This window comes from Methylophaga muralis, assembly GCF_001720165.1.
Taxonomy (GTDB): Bacteria; Pseudomonadota; Gammaproteobacteria; order Nitrosococcales; family Methylophagaceae; genus Methylophaga; species Methylophaga muralis.
Genome location: NZ_MCRI01000039.1, coordinates 1 through 16,734 on the forward strand (window position 1 = coordinate 1; position 16,734 = coordinate 16,734).

The 16,734-nt window shown below is 43.4% G+C and carries 20 protein-coding genes, 1 tRNA gene and 1 pseudogene; 7 read left to right on the forward strand and 15 right to left on the reverse strand.

Going from position 1 to position 16,734, the window contains the following annotated elements:
* Positions 1 to 1,157 precede the first annotated feature (1,157 nt).
* Complete coding sequence (locus A9E74_RS11805) at positions 1,158 to 1,823, forward strand: hypothetical protein (RefSeq protein WP_069296822.1); 666 nt, start codon at positions 1,158 to 1,160, stop codon at positions 1,821 to 1,823.
* Between the two features lie 98 nt (positions 1,824 to 1,921).
* Here A9E74_RS11805 and A9E74_RS11810 read toward each other — a convergent pair whose 3' ends face one another.
* The 11 genes from A9E74_RS11810 to A9E74_RS11855 all read right to left on the reverse strand — a co-directional run bounded on the left by A9E74_RS11810 (position 1,922) and on the right by A9E74_RS11855 (position 8,560).
* Positions 1,922 to 3,559: a site-specific integrase gene (locus tag A9E74_RS11810; RefSeq protein ID WP_069296823.1), complete on the reverse strand. Its 1,638-nt coding sequence runs from the start codon at positions 3,557 to 3,559 to the stop codon at positions 1,922 to 1,924.
* 83 nt (positions 3,560 to 3,642) lie between these two features.
* Positions 3,643 to 3,733, reverse strand: a tRNA-Ser gene (locus A9E74_RS11815).
* Positions 3,734 to 3,755: 22 nt separating this feature from the next.
* The gene (locus A9E74_RS11820) at positions 3,756 to 4,595 is read right to left on the reverse strand and encodes a type III pantothenate kinase (protein WP_069296824.1); all 840 of its coding nucleotides are present in this window, start codon (positions 4,593 to 4,595) and stop codon (positions 3,756 to 3,758) included.
* Positions 4,592 to 5,395 carry a biotin--[acetyl-CoA-carboxylase] ligase gene (locus A9E74_RS11825; protein ID WP_069296825.1) on the reverse strand — a complete coding sequence of 268 codons (804 nt, stop codon included), beginning with the start codon at positions 5,393 to 5,395 and terminating at the stop codon, positions 4,592 to 4,594. The genes A9E74_RS11820 and A9E74_RS11825 overlap by 4 nt, the downstream gene beginning before the upstream one ends.
* Positions 5,396 to 5,488: 93 nt before the next feature.
* Entirely contained in the window at positions 5,489 to 5,713 is a 225-nt protein-coding gene (locus tag A9E74_RS11830; protein ID WP_069296826.1) for a hypothetical protein, read from the reverse strand.
* 44 nt (positions 5,714 to 5,757) lie between these two features.
* Positions 5,758 to 6,123, reverse strand: a complete 366-nt coding sequence (locus tag A9E74_RS11835) for a DUF2069 domain-containing protein (RefSeq protein WP_069296827.1) — start codon at positions 6,121 to 6,123, stop codon at positions 5,758 to 5,760.
* Positions 6,120 to 6,713 (reverse strand): NAD(P)H:quinone oxidoreductase, encoded by a 594-nt coding sequence (gene wrbA / locus A9E74_RS11840; protein WP_069296828.1) that lies wholly within the window; start codon positions 6,711 to 6,713, stop codon positions 6,120 to 6,122. Before wrbA ends, A9E74_RS11835 begins: the two co-directional genes overlap by 4 nt.
* 9 nt (positions 6,714 to 6,722) lie before the next feature.
* The gene (locus A9E74_RS15015; RefSeq protein WP_342670183.1) at positions 6,723 to 6,917 is read right to left on the reverse strand and encodes an ArsC/Spx/MgsR family protein; all 195 of its coding nucleotides are present in this window, start codon (positions 6,915 to 6,917) and stop codon (positions 6,723 to 6,725) included.
* A gap of 27 nt (positions 6,918 to 6,944) precedes the next feature.
* Complete coding sequence (locus tag A9E74_RS15020) at positions 6,945 to 7,073, reverse strand: thioredoxin domain-containing protein (RefSeq protein WP_342670184.1); 129 nt, start codon at positions 7,071 to 7,073, stop codon at positions 6,945 to 6,947.
* A complete protein-coding gene (gene lapB, locus A9E74_RS11850; RefSeq protein WP_245652159.1) occupies positions 7,070 to 8,254 on the reverse strand; it encodes a lipopolysaccharide assembly protein LapB in 1,185 nt (394 codons plus the stop codon). Before lapB ends, A9E74_RS15020 begins: the two co-directional genes overlap by 4 nt.
* A 9-nt stretch (positions 8,255 to 8,263) precedes the next feature.
* Positions 8,264 to 8,560 (reverse strand): lipopolysaccharide assembly protein LapA domain-containing protein, encoded by a 297-nt coding sequence (locus A9E74_RS11855; RefSeq protein ID WP_069296829.1) that lies wholly within the window; start codon positions 8,558 to 8,560, stop codon positions 8,264 to 8,266.
* 151 nt (positions 8,561 to 8,711) lie between these two features.
* Between A9E74_RS11855 and fdxA the strand changes: the two genes are divergently transcribed.
* The gene (gene fdxA, locus A9E74_RS11860) at positions 8,712 to 9,035 is read left to right on the forward strand and encodes a ferredoxin FdxA (RefSeq protein ID WP_069296830.1); all 324 of its coding nucleotides are present in this window, start codon (positions 8,712 to 8,714) and stop codon (positions 9,033 to 9,035) included.
* A 59-nt stretch (positions 9,036 to 9,094) separates the two neighbouring features.
* Here fdxA and rpoH read toward each other — a convergent pair.
* The 4 genes and pseudogenes from rpoH to ftsY form a co-directional block, all read right to left on the reverse strand.
* Positions 9,095 to 9,954: pseudogene (rpoH, locus tag A9E74_RS11865) on the reverse strand (RNA polymerase sigma factor RpoH).
* A 99-nt stretch (positions 9,955 to 10,053) separates the two neighbouring features.
* Entirely contained in the window at positions 10,054 to 10,980 is a 927-nt protein-coding gene (gene ftsX, locus A9E74_RS11870; protein ID WP_069296831.1) for a permease-like cell division protein FtsX, read from the reverse strand.
* Positions 10,977 to 11,639: a cell division ATP-binding protein FtsE gene (gene ftsE, locus A9E74_RS11875; protein ID WP_069296832.1), complete on the reverse strand. Its 663-nt coding sequence runs from the start codon at positions 11,637 to 11,639 to the stop codon at positions 10,977 to 10,979. The genes ftsX and ftsE overlap by 4 nt, the downstream gene beginning before the upstream one ends.
* Positions 11,636 to 12,700, reverse strand: a complete 1,065-nt coding sequence (ftsY, locus tag A9E74_RS11880) for a signal recognition particle-docking protein FtsY (RefSeq protein WP_069296833.1) — start codon at positions 12,698 to 12,700, stop codon at positions 11,636 to 11,638. The genes ftsE and ftsY overlap by 4 nt, the downstream gene beginning before the upstream one ends.
* A gap of 63 nt (positions 12,701 to 12,763) precedes the next feature.
* On the opposite strand from ftsY, the gene A9E74_RS11885 reads away from it, so the two are divergent.
* From A9E74_RS11885 to A9E74_RS11905, 5 genes are all read left to right on the forward strand, one after another.
* Positions 12,764 to 14,125 carry a M16 family metallopeptidase gene (locus tag A9E74_RS11885; protein WP_069296839.1) on the forward strand — a complete coding sequence of 454 codons (1,362 nt, stop codon included), beginning with the start codon at positions 12,764 to 12,766 and terminating at the stop codon, positions 14,123 to 14,125.
* Entirely contained in the window at positions 14,115 to 15,416 is a 1,302-nt protein-coding gene (locus tag A9E74_RS11890) for a M16 family metallopeptidase (RefSeq protein WP_069296834.1), read from the forward strand. The genes A9E74_RS11885 and A9E74_RS11890 overlap by 11 nt, the downstream gene beginning before the upstream one ends.
* Positions 15,364 to 15,972 (forward strand): 16S rRNA (guanine(966)-N(2))-methyltransferase RsmD, encoded by a 609-nt coding sequence (gene rsmD / locus A9E74_RS11895; protein WP_245652160.1) that lies wholly within the window; start codon positions 15,364 to 15,366, stop codon positions 15,970 to 15,972. The genes A9E74_RS11890 and rsmD overlap by 53 nt, the downstream gene beginning before the upstream one ends.
* A gap of 9 nt (positions 15,973 to 15,981) precedes the next feature.
* A complete protein-coding gene (gene coaD, locus A9E74_RS11900; RefSeq protein ID WP_069296836.1) occupies positions 15,982 to 16,470 on the forward strand; it encodes a pantetheine-phosphate adenylyltransferase in 489 nt (162 codons plus the stop codon).
* Between the two features lie 57 nt (positions 16,471 to 16,527).
* Positions 16,528 to 16,734: YfhL family 4Fe-4S dicluster ferredoxin (locus tag A9E74_RS11905; RefSeq protein ID WP_069296837.1), on the forward strand; the 207-nt coding region annotated here is incomplete at its 3' end.

Sequence of the window (16,734 nt, forward strand, 5' to 3'; positions counted from 1 at the left end):
TTGATATATTTGTTGGTTTAATTTGTAGTGTTAAATAGTAAATATACTAATTCATTAGTATATATCAGTTGAACGTAAACCATTGCAGTTAAAGGGTTTGGTTGACTTTTAAAGTAAGTAACTGATAACTTATCCACAAGTTAAACCTTGATGCTTTATCGGTAGATCTGAACGTTCGGGCATCATTGAAGTAATCACTGTGATTGTGATAGCGCTCAGAAGGGTCCAGCAATAGAGCGCACAGACGGAGTTGCCTCGAAAGAGGTCATTGCAGTCGGGCTGGTGAGTTGTTTTCGGTCGCCTCATGACTAACCGAATCAACAAGACAAAATGCGATGAGGTCACGTCCCCTGTCTTATACGGATGTCTATTCGGTAAGGGGCTGATTAAACTAACCTGGTCACTGACTGGGTTAGGGGAATTGTGCCTACTACTTACCGGATGTATTAATAACCTTAAGTAATTAATTAACACTTAAGGGATAAACTACCCAACACCCAACACCCAACACCCAACACCCAACACCCAACACCCAACACCCAACACCCAACACCCAACACCCATATTCAGGCAGTTAAGTCCTTCGTAACAAGTTGACCAATAAAAAAGCGGTGCGGCCTCTATAAGGCTGTTTTGCCGGGAGGTGATTTTTATTAACAGCATCCCCCTTCAAGCACTTTGGCCCACCTAGGACTTTTTATGTGGTTTCCGGGGGGGGGAGTGTCCTCGGTACTGGATGCTCTTTTTCGGGGATGATTTACACTCCCTCTGATAGGTTCACTTAATGACTCACTAGCTGGCTTTTAAGGTATCCCCAGAACTCTCTGGGTGATCCTCTAATCGACTTTTAGGTGCTTACCTAATAACCCTATACGTGCGGCACTCTAAACGCTTTAAAACGACACTCATGGAGTAGTCTGTTTTTAGCTAAATATCAGCTATGGTGCGGGTTGTAGCGTTAATTCTTTTTCGTATAAATGAAAAAAACGTTGTCCGGAAGAGAAAATATCTAAATGTTTATATAACGCTTTCAAAATAACGTTTCAGCGAAGCTGTGCGGGCATGTTTTCGCAGTCAGATTAAGCCCAGCCATTTCTATACTTGATTGTGTACTGCTCGAAATTTCTTCGGGTAGGCTTTCAATTGAGGAGATGAACATGGCATTGTTTAACGATGAACATGACGCAATAGTGTTTCTTAGTGTTGACTCGGCTTGGATTGCCGCAGACAACCCACAGTTTGTCTATTTACAGCATTATTCGGCAGAGATTTTTCTGGCGTCGCCAACAATGGGGATGGCAAGGCCAGTGGGTGATGTCAGGTTTTTACTATTAGATTTGTCAAGATGGCGACATGATAAACAGGGACAGATAGAAGATTTGTTCGCCCTCTCAAACTATGCTCATACAATTTACGATTCGATTAAAACGGTCAAAAACATAAAAGCACAGCAATATTACGAATGCTTGGAAAACTGGGCAGGCAATGTGCTTATTATTGAGCGTCTGGATATTTCACCTGATTATCGACATTTGAAAATTGGTGAAACAGCTCTTAATGAAGTGACAAGTAAAATGCACCGGGAATCTCAAATCATCTTAACTGACCCAACACAGCAGAGTGTCAAGTTGGCTGATGCTTATGATGCACTATTTTTACCGTTAACATTGGATAAAAAAAGAGATACCAACATGGAGAAAAATTACCGAAAATCACTTCGGCACGCTGGATTTCAGTACCTTGTTAGCTCAGGTATATTTGCGAGAGCCAGTGATGATTTAGTTGCCAGGATGCAGTCAGAAACTGATTCGTCTAAAGCTTGATAATCAGAATCGCTTGTGGAGTTTGGACATGGACGTCCAATGCCATTATCGGTTGGCACGCTAAGCGCAAGCCTTTCCCGAATGATTCCTCCACATAACTACTCCGGAGACACAGGTTTGTGGAAATTTAAGCCAAAATCGAATGCTTCGATGATCTCCCGAAGTTTGATCTCATCCTTGCCATGTATGTAGGCGCGTGCGCTGTCAGGCACATTTTTGTCCACATGCCCAGAAATGGCAAAGTATTTAGGGATGTCATGGTTCTCGGCATGGGTAATGAAAGTATGTCGGAAGGCATGAAATCCGGCAATTCTTTTGCCGATGGTCTCATCTCTGAGACCGAGTTTGTTGAGGTGTTCGCTGAACCATTGTCCAGCCTTTGCTGCAGCGTTACCATTAATCACTCGCCATGCCGGGAACATTCTTTTTACCTTTTGCTCTCGGAGAAAAGCCACATAGTTTAAGAAGCCGAGCTCAATCAACTTACTGTGAATAGGACACAGTCTAGTCGTCGTTTTCTTGATGCTTTTTACAACATCCTCATCAGCTTCGGTATCTTCGGTAAATTTGAAGCACCAAACGCCATTGGCTTCGTATATATCTTCTTGAGGATTTAGCTGACAAATCTCATTGATCCTGGCACCAGTGAATAGGCCAATGTGAAGCAACCAATATTTATGGAGTTCAGCCTTCGTCGTTGCGAAATACTTCATTTCAGGGGCTTCAAACATTCTTTGCAGCTCTGAGGGTTTAAAGTTTCGCTGGTTACCATCACCAGCACGTTTAACGCCACGATAGGTAATGTCATGTTTGGTAATTTGGAGGGGAGGAAAGCCATCCTCAAATAGCTGACTATAAGACCACCCAAGGAAGCCAGCTAATGCTGCTTTGTATGGGGTCTTAATAGTGTTTTCTGATAAACCAGGCTTTCCTTCATTTTTGGTAATAATATCTTTAACGCTCATGCCTTTCTGGTGATCTGATTTCCAGGTGCGTGGCAGCTTCTGTACCTCATTAAAAAAGTTGGTGAGGTCACGTTTACTCAATTTGTTGATTGGTTTGTCACCGATTATTTCCAGAAACAAAACTTGGACGGTGGATTTGATCTTCTCAAGCATTTCACGTTTGCCAAGTGTGGCGTAATGAGCAATATAACTTTCGATGGCTTCAGATAACATAACACTTGAATCTGGGATTGTTATAGGCGGAAGAGTGACATCTGGGTTTAAGGTTGCCGCCACCCCGAGACCTTTAATTACTTCATCCTTAATTGTGTTGATTTCATCGTATTTACGCTGTTGCATTTGCAGTTCGGTCAAATGCGCAGAGCGTTGTGAGGCAAGTGTTGAAATATGGTTATCTTGCTGTTCGTGAAGCCGGTGTTTCAATCTGTGCTGGCGGATGAGCTGTTCAATGGACATGCCCTTGTTCAACTCTATTTCACGCTGTAAAGCGAGTTTCAACTCAGTTTGTCTGTCTTCATCGATCGCGTCTAGTTGCATGAGCGCAATTAGAGCATCAATTTCATTTTTATCCGTCACGAACCGAAGCCTATTAAAAACGTCTTTAACCACACCAGCCAATCGCAAAGCAATTGGCACAGCATCACTATATTTTTGGGTGCGAAGGGATTTGGTAATTTCCCGTTGACCGGTCAGTGGTCGAAGTTCAGCAGGAACGACAATGCGGAAGAAGAGATTGTTGCCGCGTCGGTTAAGGTAGGGCGTTTTTGCCATTTTGTAGCAACCTTTTGTATCAAAACAGCGGGTTGGCTATGACTTGGAAAGAATCTATTTGGCGTCAATATCTTGTGTTTATTTGGCGGAGAACGAGGGATTCGAACCCTCGATAGGCTATTAACCTATACACACTTTCCAGGCGTGCGCCTTCAACCACTCGGCCAGTTCTCCTATAAGGGGGCGAAAGCTTATCTCAGTTCGTGGTTTCTGGCAATGCTGGTGAATCTTCTTCAGTATTTTCATCTGTCGACGATTCTGTTTCTTTTGCGGATTTATTCTGCTGACGTTGATTAGTTTGTCTGGCGTATTGCGCCAATCCTTTAAGCACGAGATCCGGCTCATGATTAAGTGGTTGAGGAAGTAACGGAATTAACTCACTTGCATCACCACCAGTAATCAAAAAGCGAATTTCATTTTTGAAATTTTGTTGCAGATCATTGATGAGGCTTTCCAAAGTAGCGGTCACCATATACAGCGTTCCAGCTTGAATGGCGCTGTGAGTGTTGCTTGCCAATAATTTAAACTCACTTTCCTGCGCCACATCTTTTAAAGCATCCGTGTTATCGGTGAGCATTTGTTTCATCAGAGATAATCCAGGCAGAATTAACCCACCTTGATGCATACCTTTTTCAGTGACAATGTCGACAGTAATCGCGGTGCCGCAATCAATAATACAAGTGGCTTCTCTGGCATGCTGGCGACCGGCAACGATTGCTAACCAGCGATCAACACCCAAGGTCTCGGCCTGATCATAAGCATTAGTGACACCAAAACGTCTTTTCTCACTTTGAACAAATACAGGTGTAAGTTGCCATTGTTTTTCGATCCAGTCGATGAGTTGAGTTGCTATTTTCTCACCGGCTACATTGCTGACAAAAACAGCTTCGATCTCTTCTAGAGATTTCCAGGCTTTGTTCAAGGCTGCTTTGATGCCTGTCTTAGGTCGGGCGAAGTTCTGTGATTCAGCCAAGACTTTGGATTGTATGGTGGTCCATTTAATCTGACTATTACCAATATCGACTAATAAGATCATGAAGCAAACCTGATACTGAGGTGGCTGTTGGACAAGTAAGCAACTTGCTGGTCGCGCATATAACGTAATTCACCTTGTTCGTTGATACCACAAGCAAGCGCGGTAAATTGACCGTCTTCACTGATGATATTGATGGCTTGATTATGCAAGGCATCATATTGCGGCCATAACGGCAAAAAGTCGTTAAGACCACGATGAGAAAATAGCTCTAAAGTTTCAATCATATTTTGAATTATTTTGGCTGCCAGCCGATTGCGACAGGGGAGCGGGTTACAAAGTTGCTCCAGGCTGATAATAGGCTGAGGGATGGCAGTCTGTATATTGTCCGGTAGTGAGAGGTTCAAGCCGATGCCGACGGTAACGTAGTTTTGGCTTCCGTAACGTGATTCTACAAGAATTCCTGCAAGTTTACGCCGCTTATGTAAAACATCATTAGGCCATTTCAGTTGTAAGTCTTCGATCCCCAGTTCAAGAAGAGTATTGATTAGAGCAATGCCAATCGCGATGCTCAGGCCATTGCGTACCGATTCGACATTGAGCGGACGCATTATTGACAGATAAATATTGCCCGTAGCAGGGGAAACCCACTGGCTTCCACGACGTCCGCGACCAGCGGTCTGCATTTCTGCCATACATATGGCAATACCTTTAATTCCGCTTTGAGATTGTTGCCAGAGAATATCATTGGTCGAAGTGACTTCAGAGAAAACCTGAAGACTATCAATTTGCTGAAGAACATCGGGACTAAGCGCTTGGCGGATGCTAGTTTCGTTGAGCGCAACGTATGGAGGTAAACTCAAAATAGGGCTTCGTAGTCATTAACGACTATAGTGTAGCGTCAAAAGTCTTTTTTTCGCCAGTATTACCTGGAATAGAATCAAAGAAAGATAAATTTAGACTTTGATATCGAGCAATGTGCCCAGTGTGTCGGAGCTAATTTGTAATGCTTTAGCAGAAGCCTGAACTTGAAATTTATCACTGTTCATATTTACTAATGGGGTCACCATATCACCACCTTTGGTGGATTCGCTGGCCACCGCAAATGCATTTTTATTCATGCTTTGCATGCCACTCTGAATGCCTTGAAAAGCTGATTGGATGGCTGGAATTGTGCTCATTTGAACCCCCTAAAATTCACAGTCATTTCAACACTATTCATGGATTAAGTCTGTGCGTTCTTTCGCAATTTTGCAAAGGCACGAATATAGAGGTTCGCCGCTATAAAAAAACTGCTACTGAATATCACTTCAAATAACGGATACCAAATAACTGCATCACGGCTGTAAAGCTCGCCGATACCGTGTGCGATATAAAACAACATTAAAAAACTGGCCCAGGCGTGGGTGTAAGTTTTACCGTAAAGGATGCCTCGCATTGGAAACAATAAAGGCATAACCCCAATGATCAGCCATGCTGCTACCGGAAAGTTTTCACTGTGTTCGGCGATTAAAATCCAAATCAATAAAGTAACCATCAGTCCAAAAAAACTGATTAACGAAATCATTCTAAGGTTTCGAACTAAATTCATTTGGCTAGCCTTACTGCGAGTTCTGCCACTCTCAGGCCTAATGCCTGGCAGAGGTCAATTTCTTCCTGACTCAGTGATAGTTTGTTATCTACACCAGCAAAATGGCTAGCACCATAAGGCGTTCCACCTGTTTGTGTCGTCATTAATGCCGCTTCAGTATAAGGCAGTCCGCTTATCACCATGCCGTGATGTAACAGCGGTAACATCATCGATAACAATGTTGATTCCTGTCCACCATGCAAACTGCCGGTTGAGGTAAACACTGCTGCAGGCTTGCCACTTAATGTGCCGGATAACCAACTATCACTGGTACTATCGATAAAATATTTTAGTGCTGACGCCATATTCCCAAAACGCGTTGGGCTACCGAGGATAAGAGCGGCACATTCCTGTAAATCAGCTGCGGTCGCGTAAAGATGCCCTGAGGAAGGAATAGCTTCTTCAGTAGCTTCACACACGCTAGAGATTTTAGGCACGGTCCGAATTCTGGCAATACATTGCGGGTGTTTTTCCACGCCTCGGGCAATTTGTTCTGCCATGGCTTTAACCTGACCGGACTGGCTGTAATAAAGGATCAAAATCTCATGCATGTTGGGTTCTCAAAGGATATTTAATATGGCTTCAGGTGACCGACCAATAATGGCTTGATTGTTTTTTATGACGATGGGACGTTCAATAAGTTTAGGGTTGGCGCACATGGTTTCGATCAACTGTTGATCAGATAATTTGTCATTATCCAGCTGAAGTTCTTTATACAGCGTTTCTTTAGAGCGTAATAATTGCCTGGGGCGCATCTTAAGTTGTTGCAAAATCACGGTTAACTAGTCTGGTGTCGGAGGTGTTTTCAGATAATCGATAATATCAATATCGTGTTGCTGGTTTTCCAACAATGCTAAAGTTTCGCGTGATTTGCTGCAGCGTGTGTTGTGATAAATGCGTATTTTACTCATGAAGCTGAATCCAGTAGTTTTTCCAAGGCGGTAAGATGAATTTCAGTCGGCCGGACTGTACCCCATTTGGCACAGCCCGGACATAACCAGTGCATGGTTTTACCAGAGAAACCGCAGTTTTTGCAGGTATAGCGATCACCCTTTTCCACCATTGTACGGGTGATGCGATCAATCAACGGAATCAGTGCAATTTGATTGTTTTCACCCAATTTAATCAGGGTATGTAGGCCCTCGACTGAAGGGTGATGATGTAATTGCTCGTAAAGAAATTGTTGGGCAGCCTTGGTGCTTTCTAGCTCTGCAATAATATTTGTCAGCATAATTCGGGCTGAGGTCATATTGGGATGGCGGGTAATCAATTGAGATAACTTGTCCCTTAATGCGGGTAGATCTGCGAGCTGCTGATATGCCTTATGCCAATAGGGCAAAGCCTCTGAGAGAAATGCAGGATTTTGTTGTTCGATATTTTGCAACGCATCAAGAGCTTTACGTGGTTGGTTGATAGCGAGGTAAAGCCTGGCTTCAAGCAGACTTGCGCGAACGCAATTCGGATCCTGAAATAACGCTTGTTTCAGCATGGTAAAAGCTTCATGTCTATCTTGATTGGCATGTTGCTCTGCCTGCTCACAATAAAATTGGGCAATCAAAGGTCTGACCTGACCTGTTTTACTGGCATCGATCTGTTTGCCCATCTCAATCGCTTGAGCCCATTTTTTTTCTTGCTGGTAAATACGCATTAATTGTTTTGCCGCTTGCGGATGCGGATTTGGTTGTTGTAATAGTTCTAAAAATAGATGCTCAGCACGGTCTAAAACTCCTGCATGCATATAATCGAGACCTAATTCCACCATGGCTTGCAAACGTTGTTCGCCATGCAAGCTTGGCCGGGCGATTAAGTTTTGATGAATTCGTATCGCGCGTTCAGTTTCACCGCGACGACGGAACAGATTAGCTAAGGCCAGATGCGTTTCGACGGTTTCGCTATTTACTTCAAGTAAGCCGATAAACACATCAATGGCTTTATCGGGTTGTTCGTTAAGAAGGTAGTTCAATCCTTTGAAATATTCTGGATTAAATGCCTTAACATGCTTTTGGGGATGACGTTGATAATGTCGCTTGGCCAAAATCCAACCGGACAGTGCCGCGACTGGCAATAACAAAAATAACCATTGCATCATCATTATGTTGGCCTAATGGCTGCTGCGTACAGGCAAGATGCGTAAGCTGTTTAGTTCTTGTTCGGCGTTTTGTAATTTGCTGACTAAACGATGATTTTCATAGCGTATTCGAATGGTGCTAAGCCCAATTAAAGTTGCACCGAGCATCAATCCCAGCAGTAAGACAGCAATTAACAGAATGGCTAAAGGCAAGTGCCATTCAACGAAAAACAAATCCAGTGATACCGCCTGCATATTAAATGCGGCAAAAGCAGTGCTGATCACAAAAGCACTGATAAATACGGCTAGAATAAAAATTTTTCTTATCATTGGGTCATCCTGTTGCAGATGGTTTATCTGGTTATTGAAGATGATCATACCGTAATTATCTTCATTGCCCAGAACAGTGGTAAATCATGTAGAATGTCGAACGTTCTGACAGGTCTGGCCTGTAAAAAATTGTATTTGTGGAGATTTCACCATGACCTTTGTTGTCACTGAAAACTGTATTAAATGTAAATATACTGATTGTGTTGATGTCTGCCCAGTAGACTGTTTTCACGAAGGTCCTAACTTTTTGGTTATTGATCCTGATGAATGTATAGATTGCACTCTATGTGAACCTGAATGTCCTGCAGAAGCTATTTTTTCTGAGGATGATTTACCGGATGAGCAAATGGAATTTCTGCAGATTAATGCAGAATTATCTCAAGTCTGGCCGGTTTTATCGGAGAAAAAAGATCCTCTCGACGATGCTGAAGAGTGGGATGGCAAACCTAACAAAACACCTTTGCTCGAACGTTAAGTTTGAATAAAAAAAAGCCCGCTTTCCGAAAGGTTGGCGGGCTTTTTTGTGCTTGGCATTTAGTCCATTAAAAGGCGAAGTTTTTTCATCGCATTATTTTCAATTTGCCGGATCCGTTCAGCGGAAACCTGATACTGCTCAGCTAAGGTATGCAGCGTGGCTTTATCATTATCATGTAGCCAGCGCTGCTGATAATATCGCGACTTCTATCATCTAATGTGGCTAATGCATTTACCAGTTTCTGCTGCTGAAATTCAGCATAATCATCTTGTTCCAATTGCTTTGATGGATCGCTGTTATCTGCGGCAGCTAAATAAGCTGCAGGTGAATAACTGGATTCGTCATCATCATTATCTACTGGCAAATCAAATGATGTATCCGGTTGGGCCAGTCGACGTTCCATATCGATAACATTGGCCGCGGTCACACCGAGATCTTCGGCGACCGCTTCAATTTCATCTTGATTCAGCCAACCCAGACGTTGTTTGGCACTACGCAGATTAAAGAACAATTTACGTTGTGCTTTAGTGGTAGCGATTTTAACGATGCGCCAGTTACGAATAACGTACTCATGAATTTCAGCACGAATCCAATGCACAGCAAATGAAACAAGGCGGACGCCTTTTTCCGCGTCAAAGCGTTTAACCGCTTTCATCAAGCCGATATTACCTTCCTGAATCAAATCGGCAACAGGTAAACCATAACCGCTGTAGCCTTTGGCAATACGAACTACAAAACGTAAATGTGACAGAACCAGACGTTGTGCTGCTTCAAGATCGCCATTTTGTTGAAGGCGTGTTGCTAAATCGTGCTCTTCTTCAGCCGTTAAAACGGGAATCTGATGCACAAGATTTGTATATGCATCCAGATTGCCAATAGGTGCAGTGGCAAGTTGATATTGGGCTGCATGTGTTGTCATGTATGCGTTCTCCCTGAGAAAACCTATTTCATTTTACCAAATAGAATAATAAAAAGTACCTATTAGAATACCATTGGTATGGAAAGTTTCTTTATCTACCTAGCTTGGCTCAATTGCGCTCAAATGTCTACTCACGGCTAGCCAAGCGCCCATCACACCGAGCAATAATCCGCAAAGCGGCAAACCAAATAACATTTGCCCAGCAAACCATTGAAGTTTGAATTGACTGTCATATAACGCGGCCAGATCATCAATCGGTCCGCTGATGATGAGCAGACTTATTAATAACGTCACCCAGGCTAACACTCCACCAAGCAGGCCATACCACATCCCGGTATATAAAAAAGGTCGTCTGACAAACGCATTGGTACCGCCAACTAATTTAATAACACGAATTTCCGTTTGACGATTAAGAATAGCAAGACGGATGGTATTGCCAATAACCAGCAACACACTTAACGACAATAAAATGGCCAGGATACTGATACCACGTTGACCAGTTTCATTAATGCTACGAAGACGTTGCAACCACTGCATATCGAGTTGAGCTAAATCCACTTCGGGTAAAGCTGCAAGTCTCTCAAGCAACGCTTCTGTAGCTTCCTGAGGCTGATTTTCTTCAGGCTCAATAATGATAACTGCTGGTAAAGGGTTATTCGGCAATGTGTCCAGCAGACTCTGCAAACCAGATATTTCACGAAACTCGTTTAATGACTGCTGCGCTGATTGAAATGACGCTTCAGTAATATCCGGCCAGGTAAGCAGTTGTTCTGCCAGCTGCTCACCACGTCTGTCAGACATCTCATTCTGCAAAAATAATGAAATGCGATTGGCTTGTTGCCATTCACCGCTTACTTGTTCGACGTTCTTTAGAATAATATACAAACCTGCAGGTAATAACAGGGCAATGCCAATAACCAACAAGGTCATCGTTGTGGCCACTGGTTGTCGCCATAGTTCGCCAAGGCTGGAGAGCATGACCTGCACATGACGTAACAGGTAGTTATGGATATTAAATAATTTCATGAATGATTTTCAGCAAGTTTTCCGTGCTGCAGCGTGATATGGCGATAGGACATCTGGTTGATTAAATCCTGATCATGGCTGGCAATAAACACGGTAACGCCGACCTGATTAAACTGTTCAAACAAATACATGATTTCTCTGGATAATTCCGGATCAAGGTTTCCGGTTGGCTCATCCGCTAATAGCACCGGTGGGCGATTAACCACAGCTCTGGCGATACCAACACGCTGTTGTTCACCACCTGACAAGGCAATTGGTAAGCTGCGCTCTTTACCGAGTAAACCAACTTTATCCAAAGCCGCCCGTACCCGGCGGCCAATTTCACGATGATTTTCGCCGGCAATAATTAATGGTAGGGCAACATTATCAAACACCGTTCGATCATGCAGCAGATTATGGTCTTGAAAGACCAAACCTATTTTGCGGCGGTAGTAAGGTATTTTCCATTTAGGCAGCCGATTCAGATTTTGATTATTGACGATAACCTGACCATGAGAACTGCGCTCAATTAATGCAATCAGTTTTAATAAGGTACTTTTGCCAGCACCTGAGTGACCTGTTAAAAAAGCCATTTCACCGGACAATAACTCAAAACTTAAGCCTGAGAGTGCTTCATGTTGGCTTTCGTAACGTTTATAAACCTGTTCAAAACGAATCATGGTGTGGTTTCACGGCCAAGTAGGGCATCAACAAAATCTTCTGCATCGAAAGTTCTTAAATCATCAATGCTTTCACCCACACCAATATAACGAATGGGCAAGCCGATTTTTTTGGCTATCGCAAAAATGATTCCGCCTTTAGCGGTTCCGTCCAATTTAGTCAGGGTAATGCCAGTTAAACCTATGGCCTGATGAAATTGTTCAGCTTGAGACAAAGCATTCTGTCCAGTACCGGCATCTAAAACCAGCATTATTTCATGCGGTGCATTGGCATCCAGTTTGGCCATCACTCTTTTTACTTTTTTCAGTTCTTCCATCAAATTGGATTGCGTATGCAAACGCCCTGCGGTATCCGCAATAAGAATATCCATTTGTCGAGCTTTGGCGGCTTGTAATGCATCAAAAATAACGGATGCTGAATCGGCGCCGTTTTGTTGCGCAATCACTGGGATCTGATTACGTTCTCCCCAAACCTGCAACTGCTCAACAGCTGCGGCACGAAAGGTATCGCCAGCTGCCAACATGACTTTTTTGCCTTGCAACTGAAATTGTTTGGCTAATTTACCAATAGTAGTGGTTTTGCCAACCCCATTAATGCCCACCATTAAGATCACAAAAGGGCCAGACGATGATTGAATCTGTAGTGGCTTTGAGACTGGTTTAAGGATATCCACCATATCGGCATGCATGGCGGCAAATAGCGCTTGTGGATCATTCAGCTGCTTGCGGGCGACGCGTTGTGTTAAATCATTGATGATGGTTTGAGTGGCTTCGATCCCCAAATCTGCACTGAGTAATTGAGTTTCCAATTCTTCCAGCAGATCATCGTCAATGGTTTTCCTGCCCAGTACTAAATCAGCAAAACCTTCGGTCAGTTTTGAGCTGCTGCGACTCAGTCCTTGTTTAAGGCGACCAAAAAAACTTGGTTTATCTGAAATGTCGGCAACTTGAGTATCTGCGGTAATTTCCGCATCATGTGCGGCTGACTGCTGCTCAGTGAGGTTTGCTTGCTCGCTGTTATTTTCGCTGGGTTTGGCTTTTTTTCTGAGGAAACTAAACATATTCTCGGTTTGTCGTTAGTGTTCGATTAATAATCTTATCATGTCATCAATTGTGAGATGCAGATGCACAACTTAAAAAAACTTGTTTGGGCACTGCTGATAGTGCCTGTTATTGGCTTTGCACAAGTCAGTGAATATCAGCTGGAAAATGGACTCAAATTGTTGGTTAAACCGGATAACAGAGCGCCGGTAGTGGTTTCTCAGGTCTGGTACAAAGTTGGTTCAAGTTACGAACACAATGGAATTACCGGTATTTCTCATATTCTTGAACACATGATGTTCAAAGGCACCGAGAACCTGGGCCCGAACGAATTTTCACAAATCATTGCTGAAAATGGCGGCTCGCAAAATGCCTTTACCGGCCGTGACTATACGGCCTATTTCCAGACCTTAGAAAAAGAGCGATTGGAAATCAGTTTTCGGCTTGAAGCAGAAAGAATGCGCAAACTGATCATTGATGATGCTGAGTTGTTAAAAGAGCGTGAAGTGGTTGCCGAAGAGCGTCGCATGCGTACCGACGATAATCCACGATCTTTATTACGTGAAGCCATGAATGCGATGGCCTTTATGAACAGCCCTTATCATCACCCGGTTATTGGCTGGATGAATGATATTAATCATTACGATCCAGAGGATCTACGTGAATGGTATCAGATGTGGTATGCACCCAATAACGCTACTGTTGTAGTGGTGGGTGATGTTGATCCGGACGAAGTTTACCAATTAGCACAGAAATATTTTGGTCCGCTGGCTCCTGAGCAACTTGCCACCGTCAAACCACAAGTTGAAGTGCCTCAACGCGGTCTGCGCACGCTACAACTCAAAGCACCAGCCGAACTTCCTTATTTAATGATGGGCTGGAAAGTACCAGTTGTCACCACGGCGGTTGAAGAATGGGAGCCTTATGCGTTAGATGTCCTGGCAGGAATTCTGGATGGTGGTGCAAGTAGCCGTTTCTCACGTGAACTGGTTCGCGGCCAACAAGTTGCAGCAGGTGTCAGTGCCTATAACAGTGCGTTTTCCCGTTTGGACGATATCTTTACTATTGCAGCCACACCTGCTCAAGGAAAAACTATCGAAGATGTTAAACAAGCTGTTTTTGCACAGCTTGATAAAGTTAAAACGGAGCCGGTCACCGAGGCCGAATTACAACGGGTTAAAACACAGGTCATCGCCAGCTCTGTTTACCAGCTCGACAGCGTGTTTTATCAAGCCATGCAATTAGGCATGCTCGAAACGGTAGGATTGGATTGGCGTTTGGTTGACAGCTATCCCGATAAAATCAGTGCGATCACAGCAGAGCAAGTCCAGCAAGTCGCGGAAAAATATTTTATTGAAGACGGTCTGACCATTGCAGAATTGATTCCAGTGGCTACAGACAATGCATCACCACGTCCTACTTCGGGAGATCCACATGCTCGTTAAGTTCATTGCCTCAATAGCGGGGCTTTTATTAGCTACTTCAGCGGTTGCCAGCCCACAAATTGAAAATTGGCAAACGGCTAATGGCACACAAGTCTATTTTGTTGAAGCGAAACAACTGCCTATGCTGGATATTCGCTTGGTATTTGATGCCGGTGCTGCACGCGATCCAAAAGGAGGTGTGGCGTTGTTAACGAGTTCTATGCTCAATCAGGGCACCAAAAATAAAGATACTGATGCAATCGCTACTGCTTTTGATGATGTTGGTGCCGAATTCAAATCTGAATCAGAGCGGGACATGGCGGTATTCAGTTTGCGTACATTATCCAAAGCGGATGCTTTACAACCTGCAATTGACACGTTTGTGGAAGTGATTAGCCAACCAAGCTTTCCTGAAGATTCGTTTGCCCGTCTAATCAACCAGATGAAAACCAGCTTGCAAGGTGAAAGACAGTCCCCCTCAGCAATGGCCGACCGAGCTTTTTATCAGCAGTTATTTGCCAATCACCCCTACGCAGCGATGCCAATTGGCACGGAAACCTCGGTAAATGAAATAACCATTGCCGACCTGGAGCAGTTTTATAAACAATATTATGTCGCCAGCAATGCGGTATTGGTAATTGTTGGAGATACTGATAAAAATCAAGCAAAAGCGTTAGCGGAAACCATTTCTGCAAGTCTGCCTGCTGGGACAAAAGCAGCCGCTCTGCCTAAAGTCGCTCCTCTGGAAACTGCACAAGAAGTTCGTCTACCTTATCCTTCCAGTCAAACCACGATTTTGATGGGGCAACCTGGATTAACTCGTGATGATGCGGATTTCTTCCCGTTATATGTGGGGAATCACATTCTGGGTGGTGGTGGCTTAGTGTCTATTATCAGTGACGAAATTCGTGAAAAGCGTGGTTTATCCTACAGCGCCTACAGTTTCTTCCGGCCGATGCGTGAGGCTGGGCCTTATCAGTTTGGTTTGCAAACTCGCAATGATCAGGCTGAACTGGCGCTGGAAGTTTTGCAACAGACATTAGTGGATTTTGTTGAACAAGGCCCAACTGCAGAGCAACTTATTGCTGCACAAAAAAATATCACCGGTGGCTTTGCTTTGCGTTTAGATAGCAACAGTAAAATTGCCGATTATCTGGCAATGATAGGTTTTTATAATTTGCCGCTTAATCATTTAGATACTTTTAATGAAAGAGTTGATGCGGTCACTATTGAACAAATAAAAGCAGCATATAAAAAACGTGTTCATCCTCAAAAAATGGTCACAATTCTGGTGGGTGGCGAAGCTGAATAAATCAACTCGTCAGTCGGTACGCATTATTGGTGGTCAATGGCGGGGAAGACGCTTGTCTTTCCCCGATGTTGAGGGATTAAGGCCCACCCCGGATCGTATTCGCGAAACTGTGTTTAATTGGTTACAACCGCATTTGTATGAGGCGGTTTGTCTTGATTTATTTAGCGGAAGTGGCGCATTAGGTTTTGAAGCGGCTTCAAGAGGTGCTGAACACGTCGATATGATTGAATTGGATCTGCAAGCTTATAAACAATTGCAGACTAATAAAACAATGTTAGCTGCCGAGCAATGTGCGTTATTCAGACAACCTGCCCAGCAGTTTCTAAATACTTCCACCACTGCATACGATATTGTGTTTCTGGATCCCCCATTTCAAGCAAATTTATGGTCCGAAATGGCAAATTTATTAACAGAAAGAAAGCTATTACATAAAGATAGTTTGGTGTATCTGGAATCTAATAAATATCAAAATGTGGAACAGCTTCCCGAAAATTGGCATTTAATTAAAGATAAACAAGCGGGTGATGTAAGATATTGTTTATTTGCAATGCAATAAGGTTTTGGCATGTCAATTACCGCCATTTATCCCGGAACATTTGATCCCATTACCCATGGGCATACTGATCTGGTTCAACGAGCCAGTCGTTTATTTGAAAAAGTCATTGTTGCGGTTGCTGCAGATACCGGTAAAAAACCAGTATTTTCCATTGAACAGCGACTGGCGTTAGCCAAACAAACCTTAAGTGATTTGCCGAATGTAGAAATCACCAGTTTCGATGGTTTGTTAGTTGATTATGCAATGCAGCGAAATGCCTCGGTGATAATACGTGGTTTACGTGCGGTTTCAGATTTTGAATATGAAGTGCAACTCGCCGCAATTAATCGTCGATTGCAGTGGAAAGTTGAAACATTATTCTTAGCACCTGCTGAACAATTTACCTTTATTTCTTCCAGTCTGGTCAGACAAATAGCTGCTTTAGGCGGTGATGTTTCTCAATTTGTCGCGCCGTGTGTTCAAGAAGCATTAAAACTGCAACTGGCAGTGAAGAAATAGTCGCGCTAGAATTTCTCGGTTTTATGGCCGTTTAATAGAGAATTACCGGAGTTAAATATGTCTCTGTTTATTACTGATGAATGCATTAACTGTGATGTATGTGAACCGGAATGCCCTAATGGAGCCATTTCGCAAGGCGAGGAGATTTATGAAATTGATCCTGCCTTATGTACAGAATGTGTTGGGCATTTTGATACGCCGCAATGTGTTGAAGTTTGTCCAGTTGATTGCATTCCAAAAGATCCTGATAACGTTGAAGACCAT